Origin of the sequence: Streptococcus sp. KHUD_015 (assembly GCF_051106265.1) — a bacterium.
Classification (GTDB): domain Bacteria; phylum Bacillota; class Bacilli; order Lactobacillales; family Streptococcaceae; genus Streptococcus.
The window spans coordinates 1,249,274-1,264,301 of sequence record NZ_CP193665.1; the positions used below are offsets into that span (position 1 = coordinate 1,249,274).

Consider the following 15,028-nt stretch of genomic DNA (forward strand, 5'->3'; position numbering starts at 1 on the left):
CTGGAGGGGATTTGGATATTCTTTAAAAATAGATTTTCAGTTTTAGGTGCAAATTTGAGACGGTGTAAAGAAAAAAACCTATTAAAGGCTTTTTTAGGCTATTTACATCCACCCTGAGGGAATCGAACCCCCATCTCAAGAACCGGAATCTTACGTGATATCCATTACACTAAGGGTGGAAACTTGTTTTATTATAACAGAAATTTGCTCTAATAACAAGTTTTTTCTAGTGAGATAGCCCGTCTTAGTGGGAAGCATCTCCATTCCAGATGGAGTTTTTCACGATAACATAATCAACGTGTTTAAGGTCAGCAACCTGACGTCCACCTGCATAAGAAATAGCACTTTGAAGGTCTTGTTCCATCTCAGTCAAAGTGTCTTGCAAATGACCTTTGGCAGGAAGCAAGATGCGTTTGCCTTCCACATTTTTGTAAGCACCTTTTTGATATTGTGAAGCTGAACCATAGTACTCTTTGAACTGTTCACCATCGACTTCAATCGTTTTCCCTGGACTTTCAATATGTCCTGCAAAGAGGGAACCAATCATGACCATGCTGGCACCGAAGCGGATAGACTTGGCAATATCTCCGTGAGTACGAATTCCTCCATCAGCGATAATCGGTTTACGCGCAGCCTTGGCACACCAACGGAGAGCAGCCAACTGCCAACCACCTGTACCAAAACCAGTCTTGACCTTGGTGATACAAACCTTACCAGGACCGATTCCAACCTTAGTAGCATCCGCACCAGCATTTTCCAATTCACGCACAGCTTCTGGTGTTCCCACATTTCCAGCAATGACAAAAGTATCTGGCAATTCTTTCTTGATGTGTTGAATCATAGAAATCACGCTATCTGCATGACCATGAGCAATGTCAATCGTGATGTATTCTGGAGCATCAGCCTTGAGCTGGCTAACAAAATCATACTCATAGTCTTTAACACCGACAGATATAGAAGCAATGAGACCTTGTTCGTGCATGCGTTTAATAAAAGGAATGCGTCCTGCTTCATCAAAACGGTGCATAATGTAGAAGTAGCCCCCTTTAGCTAGTTGCTCTGCTACATTTTCATCCAAAATCGTCTGCATATTAGCTGGCACAACAGGTAGTTTAAAGGTATGATTTCCTAGAGTGACGCTTGTGTCCGCTTCTGCACGGCTTTTAATGACACATTTATTTGGAATCAATTGAATATCTTCGTAATCAAAAATTGGAAATTCATTTAACATATCGATGTCTCGTTTCTTTTGTAATGACCTACCTATGCTCTCGCATCACTACGTCTTTTCCGACGTTTCCTTAATTCATTATAAACTAAAGTACAGTTTTTGTCAAATAATTTTATAAATTAAAATATATTGTTCGGATTTTGTTGTATAAAAAACAAAAGAAATAGGAGAGATTATCTTCTCCCCACTCCTTCTCTATCCTAATAATACTCGCCTTGGCGGTAGTCCCATGAGTTAAAGGTATCTGACAGGCGCATCATGATTTTATCAATGTCAAGCCCTTTACGGATCACAACTGGCGCTGGTGAAGTTGATCGTGCTCCTCCTTGTTCTGGAATGAGTTTGCCGTCTTTATCAACCATAGACACCATCACACCCTGTTCGTAGCGAGTTTCAATCGTTTTGTCAGGTTGGATAGATGCCACATAGTCGTCTGCTTCAATGACAAGGTCCACTGCTCCTTCAATACGTTCTCCAATACCTTCTACCTTACCACGGTTTCCTTTTCCAGATGGGTTTGCAGATGAAGCATAAACCATTTTACCTTCTTCCCAAAGTTTGGCAGCCAATTGTTCCCCAGCTTTCCCGAATTTGATAACAAAGCAGCTAGTACCACGCACGTCAGTCATAAGTTCTTCACGACCATCACCGTATGCTTTGAGTTTTTCAAAAGCTTCTGGTTTCCAAGGAAGGATACAACCAAGAAGAATATCTTCATCCCAATGTTTTTGGTAGAAGGCTTCAATTTCTGGGTTGAGTTGTGCTAAGGCGCGAAGCTCATCCATGCTACCACAGAGAACAACACCTGGTTTGTTACGGTTACGTTCTTTGGCTTCAAACTTACGTTCAAGACCAGCCTTATCGCTAGTCATGATGATGTAACCAACTTTTGTAGGGCAAACGATACATCCGCCCTCACCTTTTAAAATATCATAGCCTTCTTGTGAAAGTGTTCCGTTCCATTGAATGTGTTTTATCATAGTTCTATTTCCTTTTCTATTTTTCTAATCCTGCCAGTAGGCTGGTCGTTGTTTTTCATAAGCAGCAATCAAGTCTTCATACTGCAACGTAATACCAATATCATCCAAACCATTTAAGAGCTTGTGTTTCCATTCGCTATCAATTTCAAAAGTGAATTCTCCGACTGGTGAGATGATTTTCTGTTGTTCCAAGTCCACAGTTACCTGATCGGTTGGTTTTAGCTGGGCTAGTTTCTCTCGAACCTCTCTGGGCTGTATAATGGGCAACATGCCATTATTGAGTTCATTATTGTAATGAATATCCCCAAAAGACCCCGCAATCACGACCTTAAAACCATAGTCAGCTAGAGCCCAAGCTGCGTGTTCCCTCGAAGACCCTGCCCCAAAGTTATCCCCTGAGATGAGAATACTAGCTTTCCGATATTCAGGTCGGTTAAAGACAAAGTCTGGGTCCTCAGTATACTTGTCATCTAAATAACGCCAAGCATACATGAGGTACTTACCAAAGCCTTTCTTATCAATTAACTTGAGAAACTGCTTGGGTAGGATTTGGTCAGTATCGATGTTATCATTCATGAGAGGAACGGTCGTTCCCGTATAAACTGTAAATTTCTCCATATCCTCTCCTTACTGGGCTTCTGGCATTTGCCGAACATCTACGAAGCGCCCGGCGATAGCTGCTGCAGCTGCCATGGCTGGACTGCAGAGATGAGTCTTAGCACCAAAACCTTGTCTGTCTTCAAAGTTACGGTTGCTGGTTGAGGCACAGTGGACACCATCAGGTACCTTGTCAGGATTCATCCCTAGGCACATAGAGCAACCTGGGTCTCTCCACTCAAAACCAGCATCCAGAAAGATCTTGTCTAAGCCCAACTTCTCAGCAGCTCGTTTCACAGGACGAGAGCCTGGAACTACGATTGCTGTTAGATTGGGGGCTATTTTCTTTCCTTTGACAAATCGCGCAGCCAGTTGCAAATCGCTGAGACGAGCATTGGTACAAGAGCCGATAAAGATATAACCTAGTTCAATATCTGCTGGCTTTTGACCAGGCTCCAAGTCCATGTAGTTGTAGGCTCGTTCATCATTCATATCCTTAATTTCTGGGAAACTACTATCAAAGTCAACTCCCATAGCAGGATTGGTGCCCCAGGTTACCATGGGAGCCAAGTCTGAGACATCCATCTGGATAACCTTATCGTAAACGGCATCATCATCACTGACAATTGTTTTCCAATCCGCCACAGCCACTTCAAAATTCTCTGGAACACACTCGCGTCCCTTGAGATAATCATAGGTGGTTTGATCTGGATTCATGATTCCCATCTTGGATCCAAACTCGATGGACATATTGCAGATGGTCATTCGCTCTTCCATGTTCAGTGCATCAATCGCTTGTCCCCGATATTCCACCACATAGCCAACACCACAGGCAACGCCGTACTTGGCAATCAAGGCTAAAATGTAATCCTTAGAATAAACTCCTTTTTGAGGAACTCCAGTGAATTCCACCAGCATTTTCTTGGGTTTGACTTGCCAGAGTGTCTGGGTAGCGAAGACATGCTCAACCTCACTAGTCCCAATCCCAAAAGCGATTGCTCCAAAAGCTCCGTGAGTTGCTGTGTGACTGTCTCCACAGACGATGAATTTTCCTGGTTGGGTCCGTCCTGTCTCTGGACCCACCATGTGCACAATTCCCTGTTTTTCAGAACCGTGGGCCGCATGTTCAATCCCAAACTCCTCAACATTTTCAGCTAGCTTATCAATTTGAGCCTTGGAAATGATATCTCTAATATCGTAGATATTGACCGTCGGGACATTGTGGTCAAAAGTTCCAAATGTCAAGTCTGGTCGTCTCAATCTTCGTCCTGCGTCTCGCAGTCCTTGAAAAGCCTGAGGACTGGTCACTTCGTGAATATAGTGCTGATCCACATACATGAGTTGGGGCTGCCCTTCTTCTCCTGTGATGACATGACGGTCCCATAATTTATCAAAAATCGATTTTCCTACCATCCATTACCTCCAAATAACATATAAGACTACTAGTGTGGTCACCATCCCAAGAAACCAAACTGTTTTAAAGTACCATTTTCTAGTCTTGTGGTGAAAAATGATTCCTGCTAACCAGGCACCAAAGCCACCACAAGTAAAGGCTAAAATGAGTAAGATTTTCTCTGGGATACGCCAAGCTCTTCTCCTTGCCTTGGATTTGTCAATGCCATAAATCACGAAAATGATGACATTCCAAATCAAGAGGACTAGAGTAATTTTTTCGTCTAACTTCATAACCTTGCAATAATAGCTTCCGTCATTTCCTTGGTAGAAGCCTGACCTCCTATATCTCTCGTTAAAATACCAGCCGCCAAACTTGCCTCAACAGCATGCTCGATACGCTCTGCATCCTCATAACGTCCGAAACTATCTCTCAACATCATAGCAACAGATAATATCATGGAGATAGGATTGGCAATTCCTTGACCTGCAATATCAGGCGCTGAACCATGAATTGGCTCATAGAGACTTGGACCATTTTCAGAATGACTGGCTGATGGCATAACCCCAAGTGTGCCAGATAGAACGCTTGATTCATCAGATAAGATATCGCCGAAAAGATTCTCCGTCACGATGACATCAAACTTAACAGGATTGGTAATCATAAGCATGGAAGCTGAGTCGACTAGCTGGTGCTCCAAGGTTACATCTGGGAAATCCTGTGCGACCTCCTCAGCTACTTTCCGCCAGAGTTTTGATGTTGCCAACACATTTTGCTTATCAATGCTGGTAAGGATTTTTCTCCGATTTCTTGCAATCTCAAAGGATTTACGAACAATCCGCTCCACTTCCTCATAGCTATAGTCGTTGATATCACGCGCTTTTCGCTCTTCAAGAATATGATCTCCAAAGTAAATCCCGCCTGTCAACTCACGCACCACGACAAAGTCTACACCAGCAATTCGTTCTGGTTTGAGAGGTGACAAATGCTTGATACTCTCAAAAATCTTAACTGGGCGAATATTAGCATAGAGATTGAGTTCCTTACGAAGAGCCAGCAAGCCTTGTTCAGGGCGAACCGCTGCTCCATCATACTGAGGACTACCGATAGCTGCTAGGAGAATGGCATCTGCTTCTCTACTTGCCTTGAGGGTTTCATCAGGTAAGGGATGCCCTGCAACATCGATACCTGCACCTCCAAAAGGTCGTCTATCAATCTCATAGTCAAAACCTGTTTTTTCAGCTAGGGCTTCCAGAACCTCTAACCCAGACTCCATGATTTCTGGACCGATCCCATCCCCTGCTAGAGCTACTATTTTCTTTGTCATAGCATTCTCCTTTACACACTAGGCATGTCGCGATAGGAAACACTGCGTCCCATCTCACCAGCATTCTCTTTTTGAACAAAAGTATTAGCATTGATGTAGGCAATAGCCGAAGCCTTCAGCACATCGAAATCAAGACCAGCTGCGTTAAAGATGGTTTCTGTATCTCTGTTTTCAACAGTTACCAAGACCCGAGCCTGGGCATCAATTCCATCTGTCACCGCATCAATGGTATAGGACACCAAGCGGACGGATTGGTTAAAGAACTTATCGATAGCGTTAAAGATTGCTTCAACGGAACCTTGCCCTGTCGCATTAAATTCGACCTTCTCACCATCCATATTGGCTAGACTAACGAGCGCTTCGATGTCATTATCCGCATGGGTTTGCAGTTGTAAATCATCAAAGTGGAAGCCTTCTGGATTTTCAACCATGGTACCAGCTACCAGAGCACGAATATCTGCATCTGTGATTTCTTGTTTCTTGTCGGCCAGTGCCTTGAACTTAGCAAAGAGTGGTTTAATGTCCTCTTCTGTAAAGTCTAGGGCCAATTCTCTCAGCTTCTCAACAAAGGCATGGCGACCAGACAATTTTCCAAGTGGGAGGCTATTACTCTTGACACCGACCAATTCAGGAGTGATGATTTCATAAGTAAGAGGATTTTTAAGGACTCCATCTTGGTGAATACCAGACTCGTGAGAGAAGGCATTGCCACCAACCACAGCCTTGTTTTTAGGAACTGGAATACCTGAGAAGCGAGAAACCATTTCTGACGTATTGATAGTCTCATTTAGGACAATACTGGTTTCTGCTTGGTAGTAATCTTGGCGAATATTGAGGGCTACTGCAATTTCTTCAAGGGCCGCATTTCCAGCTCGCTCACCAATACCGTTGATAGTCCCCTCTACTCGTCCGGCCCCATTCTTAACAGCAGCAAGGCTATTAGCTACTGCCATTCCGAGGTCATCATGACAGTGAGGCGAATAGATAATCTGACGGTCGGTTTTAACATTGTCAATCAGATACTTGAAGATATTCCCATATTCCTCTGGTGTGGTAAAACCAACCGTGTCAGGAATATTGATATAGGTTGCCCCTGCATCTACCGCTGTTTGAACAACTCGCAGGAGGAAATCCAGCTCAGTTCTAGTCGCATCTTCAGGAGAGAATTCTACCACTTCAAATTTACTACGTGCATAGGAAACATGCTCTTTAATAGCTTCCAATATTTCCTCTTTGCTTTTATTCAACTTAAATTCACGATGAATAGGACTAGTGGCGATAAAAACATGGATTTGTGGATACTTTGCATTCTTTAGCGCTTCATAACAAGCATCTATATCTGATTTAACAGAGCGAGCTAGACCAGTCACTGCTGTTTTCTTCAAGACTTTAGCGATTTCCTGAACTGCAGTAAATGAGTCAGGACTAGCTGCTGGAAAACCAGCTTCAATTGCCGAAATTCCCCATTTTTCCAATTGTCTTGCAATGGCAATCTTTTCCTTGATCGAAAAATTAACACCTGGTGTCTGCTCACCATCTCGAAGGCTAGTATCTAGAAATTCAACTGTTCTCATAAGATTTCCCCTTTTCTAAATTCGGTTTTAAAAAAACATCTCGCTCGGAGTTCCAAGCGAGATGTTGATTTACTCCCGCTTGGTAAGCCAAACAGGACTAATGCTTTTGCACTAGCCCGAGTACCTCAACAACAAAGCAAATTGATTAAACTTAGCTGTTTTCATGTTTGACTTTCTCCTTCGTTTGATATCTTGTTTAGTATTTTAGCATAGGAAAAAACACATGTCAAGAAAAAATCCAATATTTTCTGAAAATTTCTTCAGTAAAGAATATTTTGCTAATTGAAAGTTCTTGAAATGTTTCATTTTTTAATAGTTAAATTCCAACTTCTTTCTATCAATTCCAGTACTTCTTCATCTGATAAAGTATCATCAAGCGCCACACTTATCCAATAGCGCTTATTCATATGAAAGGCTGGATAAATCCCTTTTTTTACCAACAAATCAGATACTTGATCATGTTTGAGATTGACTGCTTCCATTAGTCCTTCTCTCCCCTTTTCAAGCTTATCCCAAGAGATTCTCATCAAAACAGCATACCACTTTTGATTGTCCTCATGGCGCAAAACAGCTGTATCAGGAGATTTCTCCCATAGATATTCCAATTGATTTCCATACTTTTCTTGAACAACTGCCATGATTCTCTTGGTCTGAGGACAGATATAATCCTGCTCATCAAAACAGGCCTTCCGAATCTGGTAAAGAATCTCCAAACAAGACTCACGGACACTTCCTACAAAACTTCCTCTCATACTTTCCATATGGACTTGAGGATATAGGTCGCCCGTTTCCTGATCAAAGGCCTGAAAATTTACATTATCAGTAGTGATGGAGACTGTCATGAAAAAGTCACCCTGCAAAATCTGGCAACTATAAGTCCAGACTTCCCCATTTTCTACAAAACCATAGGCACGAGCCTTTTCTTGATTAAACTGATAAGATTTAAAAATTTCAAACATAAGCGAAAACTGCTACCCAAAGCTAGCAGTTCCTTTCTATTTTTTAAAAGACAACCTTGGTTCCATGCAATTGTGTCACACCCAGCTGGTCAATAAAGGTCTGACGGTTGCCAAGGTCAATCCCCCCACCTGGTAGAATTTCAATTTTATCTTTAGCATGTTCTAAAATTCTGTGATAGTGAGCAAAACGTTTGTCTAGAGAGTCGCCAGATACACCAGCGCGAGTCAGGATACGGGTGACACCAGCTTGACTGAGCCAGTCAATTGCCTCCAACTGGTCTTCATCACTCAATTCATCAAAGGCCATGTGGAAGACAATTTCCATTCCTTTTGATGCAGCAATCAGCTTCTCCAGATTAGCTTTATCCAACTTCTTCTCAGCAGTTAAACCCCCAAATACAACCCCTTGACTTCCAGCCTGCGCAGTCAATCGAATGTCTTCTAGCATGATAGCTATTTCAAGATCATTATAGACAAAATCGCCACCACGTGGACGAATCATAGTCATAATGGTCGTATCGTAGTTAGCTGCCAGTTCAACCGCTGCCTTGGTAACTCCATAGCTAGGTGTTGTTCCACCAACTACTAGATTATCACAGAGTTCGATTCGGCGAGCTCCAGCCTGCATCGCTTTTTCAAGCAAGGTCACATTTTCAGCACAAAATTCGTAAATCATTTGATTCTCCTTGAAAATTACTTTAAATTTATTATATCATATTGTTGTAAATATGTTTTCAATTTTATCAAGGGAAATAGTTACAAATTTTACTTATTCTTTGTCTGGAATGACCTTAAAGAGATAATAGGTGATAAAGATGGTCAAAGCTCCCAGACCGATTTTGACCGGCAAAAGAGGCGCAAAGTAAATGGAAATTCCCATCAAGATGTAGATGGATACGATGATTTTTTTCTTACGTTCACGCGCAATGGACTTGCTCTCACGAAAATCAGCTACATATGCTTGATAGAGCTTGGTATGGTAAAGCCAATCTTCGAAGCGCTTGGAACTTCTGGAGAAACAAGCAATAGACAACAAAAGGAAAGGCGTTGTCGGCAACAAAGGTAAAACAACCCCAACAATAGCCAAGGCAAGTGATAAAAAACCAATAATAAGATAAATAATACGCATAACTTCTCCTAATTAAATTAAATTAAATTAAATTAAATTAAATTAAATTAATCTTCTTCTAGTTTCGCATACAATGATGAATTTTGTCAAGTTCTAATCAAAAAGAGCCTGAAATTCACTTTCAGGACTCTCCTCCTATTTAATCTTTTCTTCTTCGTAGTCGCCTTTGCTACAAACAACCTGCTTGCCACCACCACGGACTTTTTTCTCCATGAGGAAGTTGCCACATTTTGGACAGTCACGACCAACCGGCTTGTCCCAAGAGGTAAATTCACATTCCGGATAGCGATTGCAACCATAGAAGAGGCGGTTACGTTTTGTTTTACGCTCAATGATTTGTCCCTGATGACAACTTGGACACTCAACACCAATCTCTTTCACAATTGCTTGAGTATGACGACAGTCTGGGAAATTGCTACAAGCGTAGAACTTACCAAATCGACCAAGTTTAATAACCATTGGACTGCCACACACTTCACAATCAAATCCAGCTGGTTCATCCTTGATCTGGATTTTCTCCATTTCTTCTTCAGCCTTGGCAACCTCTTTAGAGAAAGGTTTGTAAAAGGCATCAATGACACGTTGCCACTGCTCTTTTCCGACTTCGACGTCATCCAGTTTGCCTTCCATTTCAGCTGTAAAGGTCACGTTTACGATATCTGGGAAATATTCAACGATGAGCTTGTTAACAATTTCTCCCAACTCTGTCGGCTCAAAACGTTTGGCTGCAAGGCGAACATAGTAACGTTTCTGAATAGTTTCAATGGTTGGTGCGTAGGTTGACGGACGTCCAACCCCATTTTCCTCCAAGGTCTTGATAAGGGTCGCTTCAGAATAACGAGCAGGCGGTTGAGTGAAATGTTGCTCTGGTTTGCTATTCACCTGCTTAACCACATCTCCAACAGCCATATCTGGTAACATCTTATTCTTATCAGAATCATTATAAATGGCAAGATAACCATCAAACTTAACCTGACTACCATTGGCAGCAAATTGAACCCCATTTTGAGACAATTTAACAGCCATGGTATCAAAGACAGCAGCTGTCATCTGGCTCGCCACAAAACGATTCCAGATAAGGGTATAAAGCTTGAGCTGATCCTTGTCCAGATACTTAGCAATACTTTCCGGTGTATTAAAAACACTAGACGGACGAATAGCCTCGTGGGCATCCTGAGCTCCTGAAGCATTTTTGACCTTGCTACCATGCTTAGAATACTTGCTACCAAAACGATCCGTAATGAAACTTGCTGCTTCGTTCTGCGCTACAGGACTGATACGAGTCGAATCGGTACGCATATAAGTAATCAAACCTTGAACACCAGAACCGATATTAATCCCTTCATAGAGCTGTTGGGCAACCATCATAGTCTTTCGAGTACGGAAATTGATTTTATTAGCCGCATCCATCTGCATAGATGAAGTAGTATAAGGTAAAGGAGCATTGCGTTTGCGCTCTTTCTTATCCACCTGATCCACTGAAAAGTCTTTATTAGTCAGACGAGACAAGACTTCCTTGACCTCATCATTGCTAGTCAGTTTCAGCTTTTTACCATCCACTCCATAGAAGGAAGCCTGAAATTGCTTGGTTCCCTTTTTAAAGACGCCATCAATTGTCCAATATTCTTCTGGTTGGAAGGCATTAATTTCATTCTCACGGTCAATGATTAACTTAAGCGCAATAGACTGAACGCGACCTGCTGACAAGCCCTTCTTGACCTTCTTCCACAAAATAGGCGAAATCGAATATCCTACCAAGCGGTCTAGGACACGACGAGCCTGTTGGGCATCGACCAAGTCCATATCAATCTTGCGTGGTTCTTTAAAAGCATTTTTGACCGCATCCTTGGTGATTTCATTGAAGACCACACGGTTGGCATCATTTTCATCTAAGTTGAGAATGTGAGCCAAATGCCAAGAAATCGCTTCTCCTTCACGGTCCGGGTCACTCGCCAGAAAGACTTTATTAGCTTTTTTAGCTTCTTTTTTCAAGTCATTGATAAGAGGTCCTTTTCCTCGGATATTGATATATTGCGGTTCATAATTATTTTCAATATCGACGGACATACTGGATTTCTTCAAATCACGGATATGCCCGACACTGGCTAAAACCTTGTAGTTTCGGCCTAGATATTTTTCAATCGTTTTCGCCTTAGCAGGTGACTCCACGATTACTAGATTTTTTTTAACTGTTGATTTTTTCTTTTTTGTTGCCGTAGCCACAGTATCACACCTTTTCAAAGTAATAAACTTTATAAAGTGTAAACCATTTTTTGAACCCTGTCAAGACTTAGCTACTATAATAGAAGAAAAGTTTGTCTAGTAAGCGGACTTTCTTCTTATACTCAATGAAAATCAAAGAGCAAACTAGGAAGCTAGCCGCAGGCTGCTCAAAACACTGTTTTGAGGTTGCAGATGGAAGCTGACGTGGTTTGAAGAGATTTTCGAAGAGTATTAAAATTCAAATTCTGCAAGAACATCCTGCCCGCTGGTGACCAATTTTGCACCTTCCTGAATCAAATGATGACAACCGTCTGATAGTCCATCTAAAATGCCACCAGGTATAGCAAAGACATCGCGCCCTTCTTCCATTGCTCGCTCACAGGTAATGAGACTACCTGAACGCATCTTAGCCTCTGCTACAATCACACCACGACAAAGTCCAGCAATGATGCGATTACGGGCAGGAAAATGAAATTTCAGAGGTTGTTCGCCAGGTCCATATTCACTGAGAACCAGATGGTCATTTCCAATATAGTCTTGCAAACGTTTATTTGCTTTAGGATAAAACACATCCAGTCCTGTTCCAATCACTGCAATGGTTTTGCCGCCATTCTGAAGAGCTGCCATATGAGCTGCTGTATCGATACCCTTGGCTAAGCCACTGACAATAACCAGTTCATTTTCCAAGCCCTGAATGACTTTTTCAACTGACTTAGCTCCCTGTTTGCTACAAGCACGACTTCCTACGACTGCTACCTTAGGAAATTTCAAGATGTCAAGATTTCCCTTGTAAAATAAAAGCACAGGTGCATCATATATTTCACTCAAATCCCAAGGGTAACAGTCATCTAAAATAGAGAAAGATGGAAATTTTTGAAACTCCTTCTCCAAATGCGTATCGTCTATCTGAAAATAACGTTCCATAAAAACAGCTGGATTTCGGCAACCTGATATATCTGCAATATCACCCAACAACAGTTCTTGATCAACATTTTCACCGTATGCTAGCACTTTCAAAATCTGTTGATTGCTCAAACCTGATTTTTTTAACTTATAGATTTCATAGTTTGTGATTTTCATAAATAACTCCATTTCTTTTTCTACTCATCTATTTATTCGTAAAAAAATCAAAAAACATCCGACTATTTTAGCCAGATGTTGGAATCTTTAATTTTCGTTTTTAAGAATTTCTTCTAATTTATGATAATCTTGGACACTATCGATCTCATAGATGCTATTGCCTTCTAATTCTTCAACATAAACATCCAGTTCTTTGATATTATCCTTAACCATATTGTCCCAGTAGAGATCAACAAATTCACCACTTGCATAAGCCTTGTCGATAAAGCTGACAATCTTTTCTGCAGTTGGAGCATCCCAGAAGGATACACCACTAAGGATACGACCTGCCTTGCTATCAACAATAATGTCTTGAACCTTGTAGTCATCTCCATAGACCAAGAACCATTCGTTGGTACAATCTTCACGATAAACACTAAAATAAGTAGAACGTGTCAAATCATTGCGGAACATATTTTTAAAGAGATAATTGTCAGCATCGATAACATAACTGTTAGCTAATTCTTCTTTTACAAGATAGAGAGAGTAAAAGTTATTGTAGTCAGCGTATTTATCATTGAAAACGAGGCGAACACCGTATTTCTCTTTTAAATAATCGAATTGTTCTTTAAGGTAACCAACAATGATGATGATGTCATGGATACCTTTTTCTTTTAGAAACTCAATTTGGTATTCAATCAAGGGTTTTTGATTAACCTGAACCAAGGCTTTAGGGGTATTTTCAGTCATAGGACGCAAGCGAGTTCCCAATCCCGCTGCTAAGATAATGGCTTTCACACGAATCTCCTTTATTCTTTAATAATAATATAAACTCCAGCAATGACGACAAGTGACGTAATAATTGTCAGCATATCTAGCGGTGCACCCAAGAAAACAACTGCAAACAAGACTGTCCAAACTACATAACTCACGTTCAAACCGGTAGCCTTGGCTGGTTGCAAGCGATTGATAGCGATATAATAAGCCAAGTAGGAAATCATATCAAAGGCAGCAAAGACAATCATAAGACCTAGTAATTGCCCATTAGCCACTTCTACAAATGACTGATGAGAGAAGAGCACAATCACAAGATAGGACAAGAATGAAGTCACTTGACGGATTAAGAGGGCTTCGATTTCACTCAATTCACTTTCCATGGCAAAGGAGCTAAGAACACTCTCACTCCCCCATGCAATAGCACAAACTAAAGCACAAAGAATCCCAATGTAGAAAGAATTAACCTGTTCAACCTTATAGGTCTGAGCAATAATCCCTGCAATAATCAAGACAATACCAAGCACAGTATTTTTCGAAATCTTGTGCTTCAAAAAGAAGAAAGCCAATAAAACTGAAATCGCAGGGTAAATAGCCGACACAGATGAAGCTAAGGAACTTCCAATATACTTAACCGCATAAAGATTGGCCTGCATACCGATAGGGCCTGCTAGCAAGGCTCCTATGATAACACTCACATTGCGAATATTTAAGAAAATTGAGAGGCGAACTTTCCCTTCTTTTACCAAGAGAAAAGCTAGTAAGATAAAGATACTCAAGAAATCGTGAGCAGCGGCCACCACAAAGGGCGACAAATCTGTAAAAATCGAAAAGATATAAGCACTAATCGTTAGGCCTAAACCCCAGAAAATACCTGAGAGTAGACCGAATGAAACTCCATTTTTATTTTTCATCTGAACCTCCATAATAAGCTAAACCTTTGACAGCTCTTTGGTAACGACTCATACCATAGTCACCAAAATCTGCACCTTGCTCTTCTTTATAGACTGTCCATAAACTCCAAATGGTATCTTGTAAAATTTTATAAATGGTAATCTTTTCTCGAGAGACAGGTGTTTGGTCACTCTCATAGTGAGATAAGAAAGTTTCTTCCTCTTGACGAGTGAATTCAGACTCTAAAAAGAGGGCAGCCAAATCCCACATTGGATCATTCATTGATGAATATTCCCAGTCAATAAGATAGAGACGTCCTTGAGGTGATTCGATAAAGTTTTCAGGCACCAAATCGATGTGACAAGATTTTCTGTCAACACCTAAGTCAGCCAGTCTTTTCTCTAAGGAGAAGACTTCTTCTCGAACAGCTTCATAGTTGGCATAAGGGATTTTTTCCTCAATCAAGGATTCATATTTTTTGATTTCTTCAAAAGGAGCAAATTCTCCCCTTAATTCCTTGCCCGAAGAATGAATGGTTTGTAAAATTGGAGCAATTTTATCGAATTTGGTCTTGATTGTAGTTGAATCAAGCGTGATCGCAGATTCGATATACTCATTTACTTTGATACCAGCTTCAATATCAAAAAGATAATTTTTTACATCTAAGTCTAAATCTTTTAGTAGTTCAAGATTGTACTTTTCATCTTGACGATTGATCAGCTTTTCTGTCCCTTTACCAAAGAATTTAACAATGTATTGCTTATTTGTTGTTTTGACCAAATAGTTTTGATTGGTCATTCCCCCCAGCTGTTCAACACTGAGGACTTCCTCTTCTTGACTAAGTAGGGAAGAAATTTTTTCTTTAATGATTTTCTCCACAATTAACCT

Annotated in this window: 15 protein-coding genes and 1 tRNA gene; all 16 read right to left on the bottom strand. The window is 41.0% G+C overall.

Annotation, left to right across the window (positions count from 1 at the left end; translation table 11 throughout):
* Nucleotides 1-107: 107 nt before the first annotated feature.
* The 16 genes from ACORHU_RS05720 to licA all read right to left on the bottom strand — a co-directional run bounded on the left by ACORHU_RS05720 (nucleotide 108) and on the right by licA (nucleotide 15,019).
* Nucleotides 108-179, bottom strand: a tRNA-Arg gene (locus ACORHU_RS05720).
* Nucleotides 180-244: 65 nt separating this feature from the next.
* Nucleotides 245-1,231: a GMP reductase gene (locus tag ACORHU_RS05725; protein ID WP_000931175.1), complete on the bottom strand. Its 987-nt coding sequence runs from the start codon at nucleotides 1,229-1,231 to the stop codon at nucleotides 245-247.
* Between the two features lie 200 nt (nucleotides 1,232-1,431).
* Complete coding sequence (locus tag ACORHU_RS05730) at nucleotides 1,432-2,211, bottom strand: L-threonylcarbamoyladenylate synthase (protein WP_434363874.1); 780 nt, start codon at nucleotides 2,209-2,211, stop codon at nucleotides 1,432-1,434.
* Between the two features lie 24 nt (nucleotides 2,212-2,235).
* A complete protein-coding gene (gene leuD / locus ACORHU_RS05735; protein ID WP_434363876.1) occupies nucleotides 2,236-2,829 on the bottom strand; it encodes a 3-isopropylmalate dehydratase small subunit in 594 nt (197 codons plus the stop codon).
* 9 nt (nucleotides 2,830-2,838) lie between these two features.
* A complete protein-coding gene (leuC, locus tag ACORHU_RS05740) occupies nucleotides 2,839-4,221 on the bottom strand; it encodes a 3-isopropylmalate dehydratase large subunit (protein WP_434363878.1) in 1,383 nt (460 codons plus the stop codon).
* A 3-nt stretch (nucleotides 4,222-4,224) separates the two neighbouring features.
* Nucleotides 4,225-4,494: a DUF1294 domain-containing protein gene (locus ACORHU_RS05745; protein WP_434363880.1), complete on the bottom strand. Its 270-nt coding sequence runs from the start codon at nucleotides 4,492-4,494 to the stop codon at nucleotides 4,225-4,227.
* A complete protein-coding gene (gene leuB, locus ACORHU_RS05750) occupies nucleotides 4,491-5,528 on the bottom strand; it encodes a 3-isopropylmalate dehydrogenase (protein ID WP_049533986.1) in 1,038 nt (345 codons plus the stop codon). Before leuB ends, ACORHU_RS05745 begins: the two co-directional genes overlap by 4 nt.
* An 11-nt stretch (nucleotides 5,529-5,539) precedes the next feature.
* Nucleotides 5,540-7,102 carry a 2-isopropylmalate synthase gene (locus ACORHU_RS05755; RefSeq protein WP_434363882.1) on the bottom strand — a complete coding sequence of 521 codons (1,563 nt, stop codon included), beginning with the start codon at nucleotides 7,100-7,102 and terminating at the stop codon, nucleotides 5,540-5,542.
* Between the two features lie 302 nt (nucleotides 7,103-7,404).
* The gene (locus ACORHU_RS05760; protein WP_434363884.1) at nucleotides 7,405-8,061 is read right to left on the bottom strand and encodes an MmcQ/YjbR family DNA-binding protein; all 657 of its coding nucleotides are present in this window, start codon (nucleotides 8,059-8,061) and stop codon (nucleotides 7,405-7,407) included.
* Nucleotides 8,062-8,104: 43 nt separating this feature from the next.
* Nucleotides 8,105-8,737, bottom strand: a complete 633-nt coding sequence (locus tag ACORHU_RS05765; RefSeq protein WP_434363886.1) for a copper homeostasis protein CutC — start codon at nucleotides 8,735-8,737, stop codon at nucleotides 8,105-8,107.
* 93 nt (nucleotides 8,738-8,830) lie between these two features.
* Nucleotides 8,831-9,190 (bottom strand): YbaN family protein, encoded by a 360-nt coding sequence (locus tag ACORHU_RS05770; RefSeq protein WP_049532704.1) that lies wholly within the window; start codon nucleotides 9,188-9,190, stop codon nucleotides 8,831-8,833.
* A gap of 135 nt (nucleotides 9,191-9,325) precedes the next feature.
* Nucleotides 9,326-11,413, bottom strand: a complete 2,088-nt coding sequence (topA, locus tag ACORHU_RS05775) for a type I DNA topoisomerase (protein WP_434363889.1) — start codon at nucleotides 11,411-11,413, stop codon at nucleotides 9,326-9,328.
* Between the two features lie 231 nt (nucleotides 11,414-11,644).
* The gene (dprA, locus tag ACORHU_RS05780) at nucleotides 11,645-12,493 is read right to left on the bottom strand and encodes a DNA-processing protein DprA (protein WP_434363891.1); all 849 of its coding nucleotides are present in this window, start codon (nucleotides 12,491-12,493) and stop codon (nucleotides 11,645-11,647) included.
* A gap of 87 nt (nucleotides 12,494-12,580) precedes the next feature.
* Nucleotides 12,581-13,270 carry a CTP--phosphocholine cytidylyltransferase gene (locus ACORHU_RS05785; RefSeq protein ID WP_020902399.1) on the bottom strand — a complete coding sequence of 230 codons (690 nt, stop codon included), beginning with the start codon at nucleotides 13,268-13,270 and terminating at the stop codon, nucleotides 12,581-12,583.
* An 11-nt stretch (nucleotides 13,271-13,281) separates the two neighbouring features.
* Nucleotides 13,282-14,160 carry a DMT family transporter gene (locus ACORHU_RS05790; RefSeq protein WP_434363893.1) on the bottom strand — a complete coding sequence of 293 codons (879 nt, stop codon included), beginning with the start codon at nucleotides 14,158-14,160 and terminating at the stop codon, nucleotides 13,282-13,284.
* A complete protein-coding gene (licA, locus tag ACORHU_RS05795) occupies nucleotides 14,150-15,019 on the bottom strand; it encodes a choline kinase LicA (RefSeq protein WP_414339411.1) in 870 nt (289 codons plus the stop codon). The genes ACORHU_RS05790 and licA overlap by 11 nt, the downstream gene beginning before the upstream one ends.
* Between the last annotated feature and the right edge of the window lie 9 nt (nucleotides 15,020-15,028).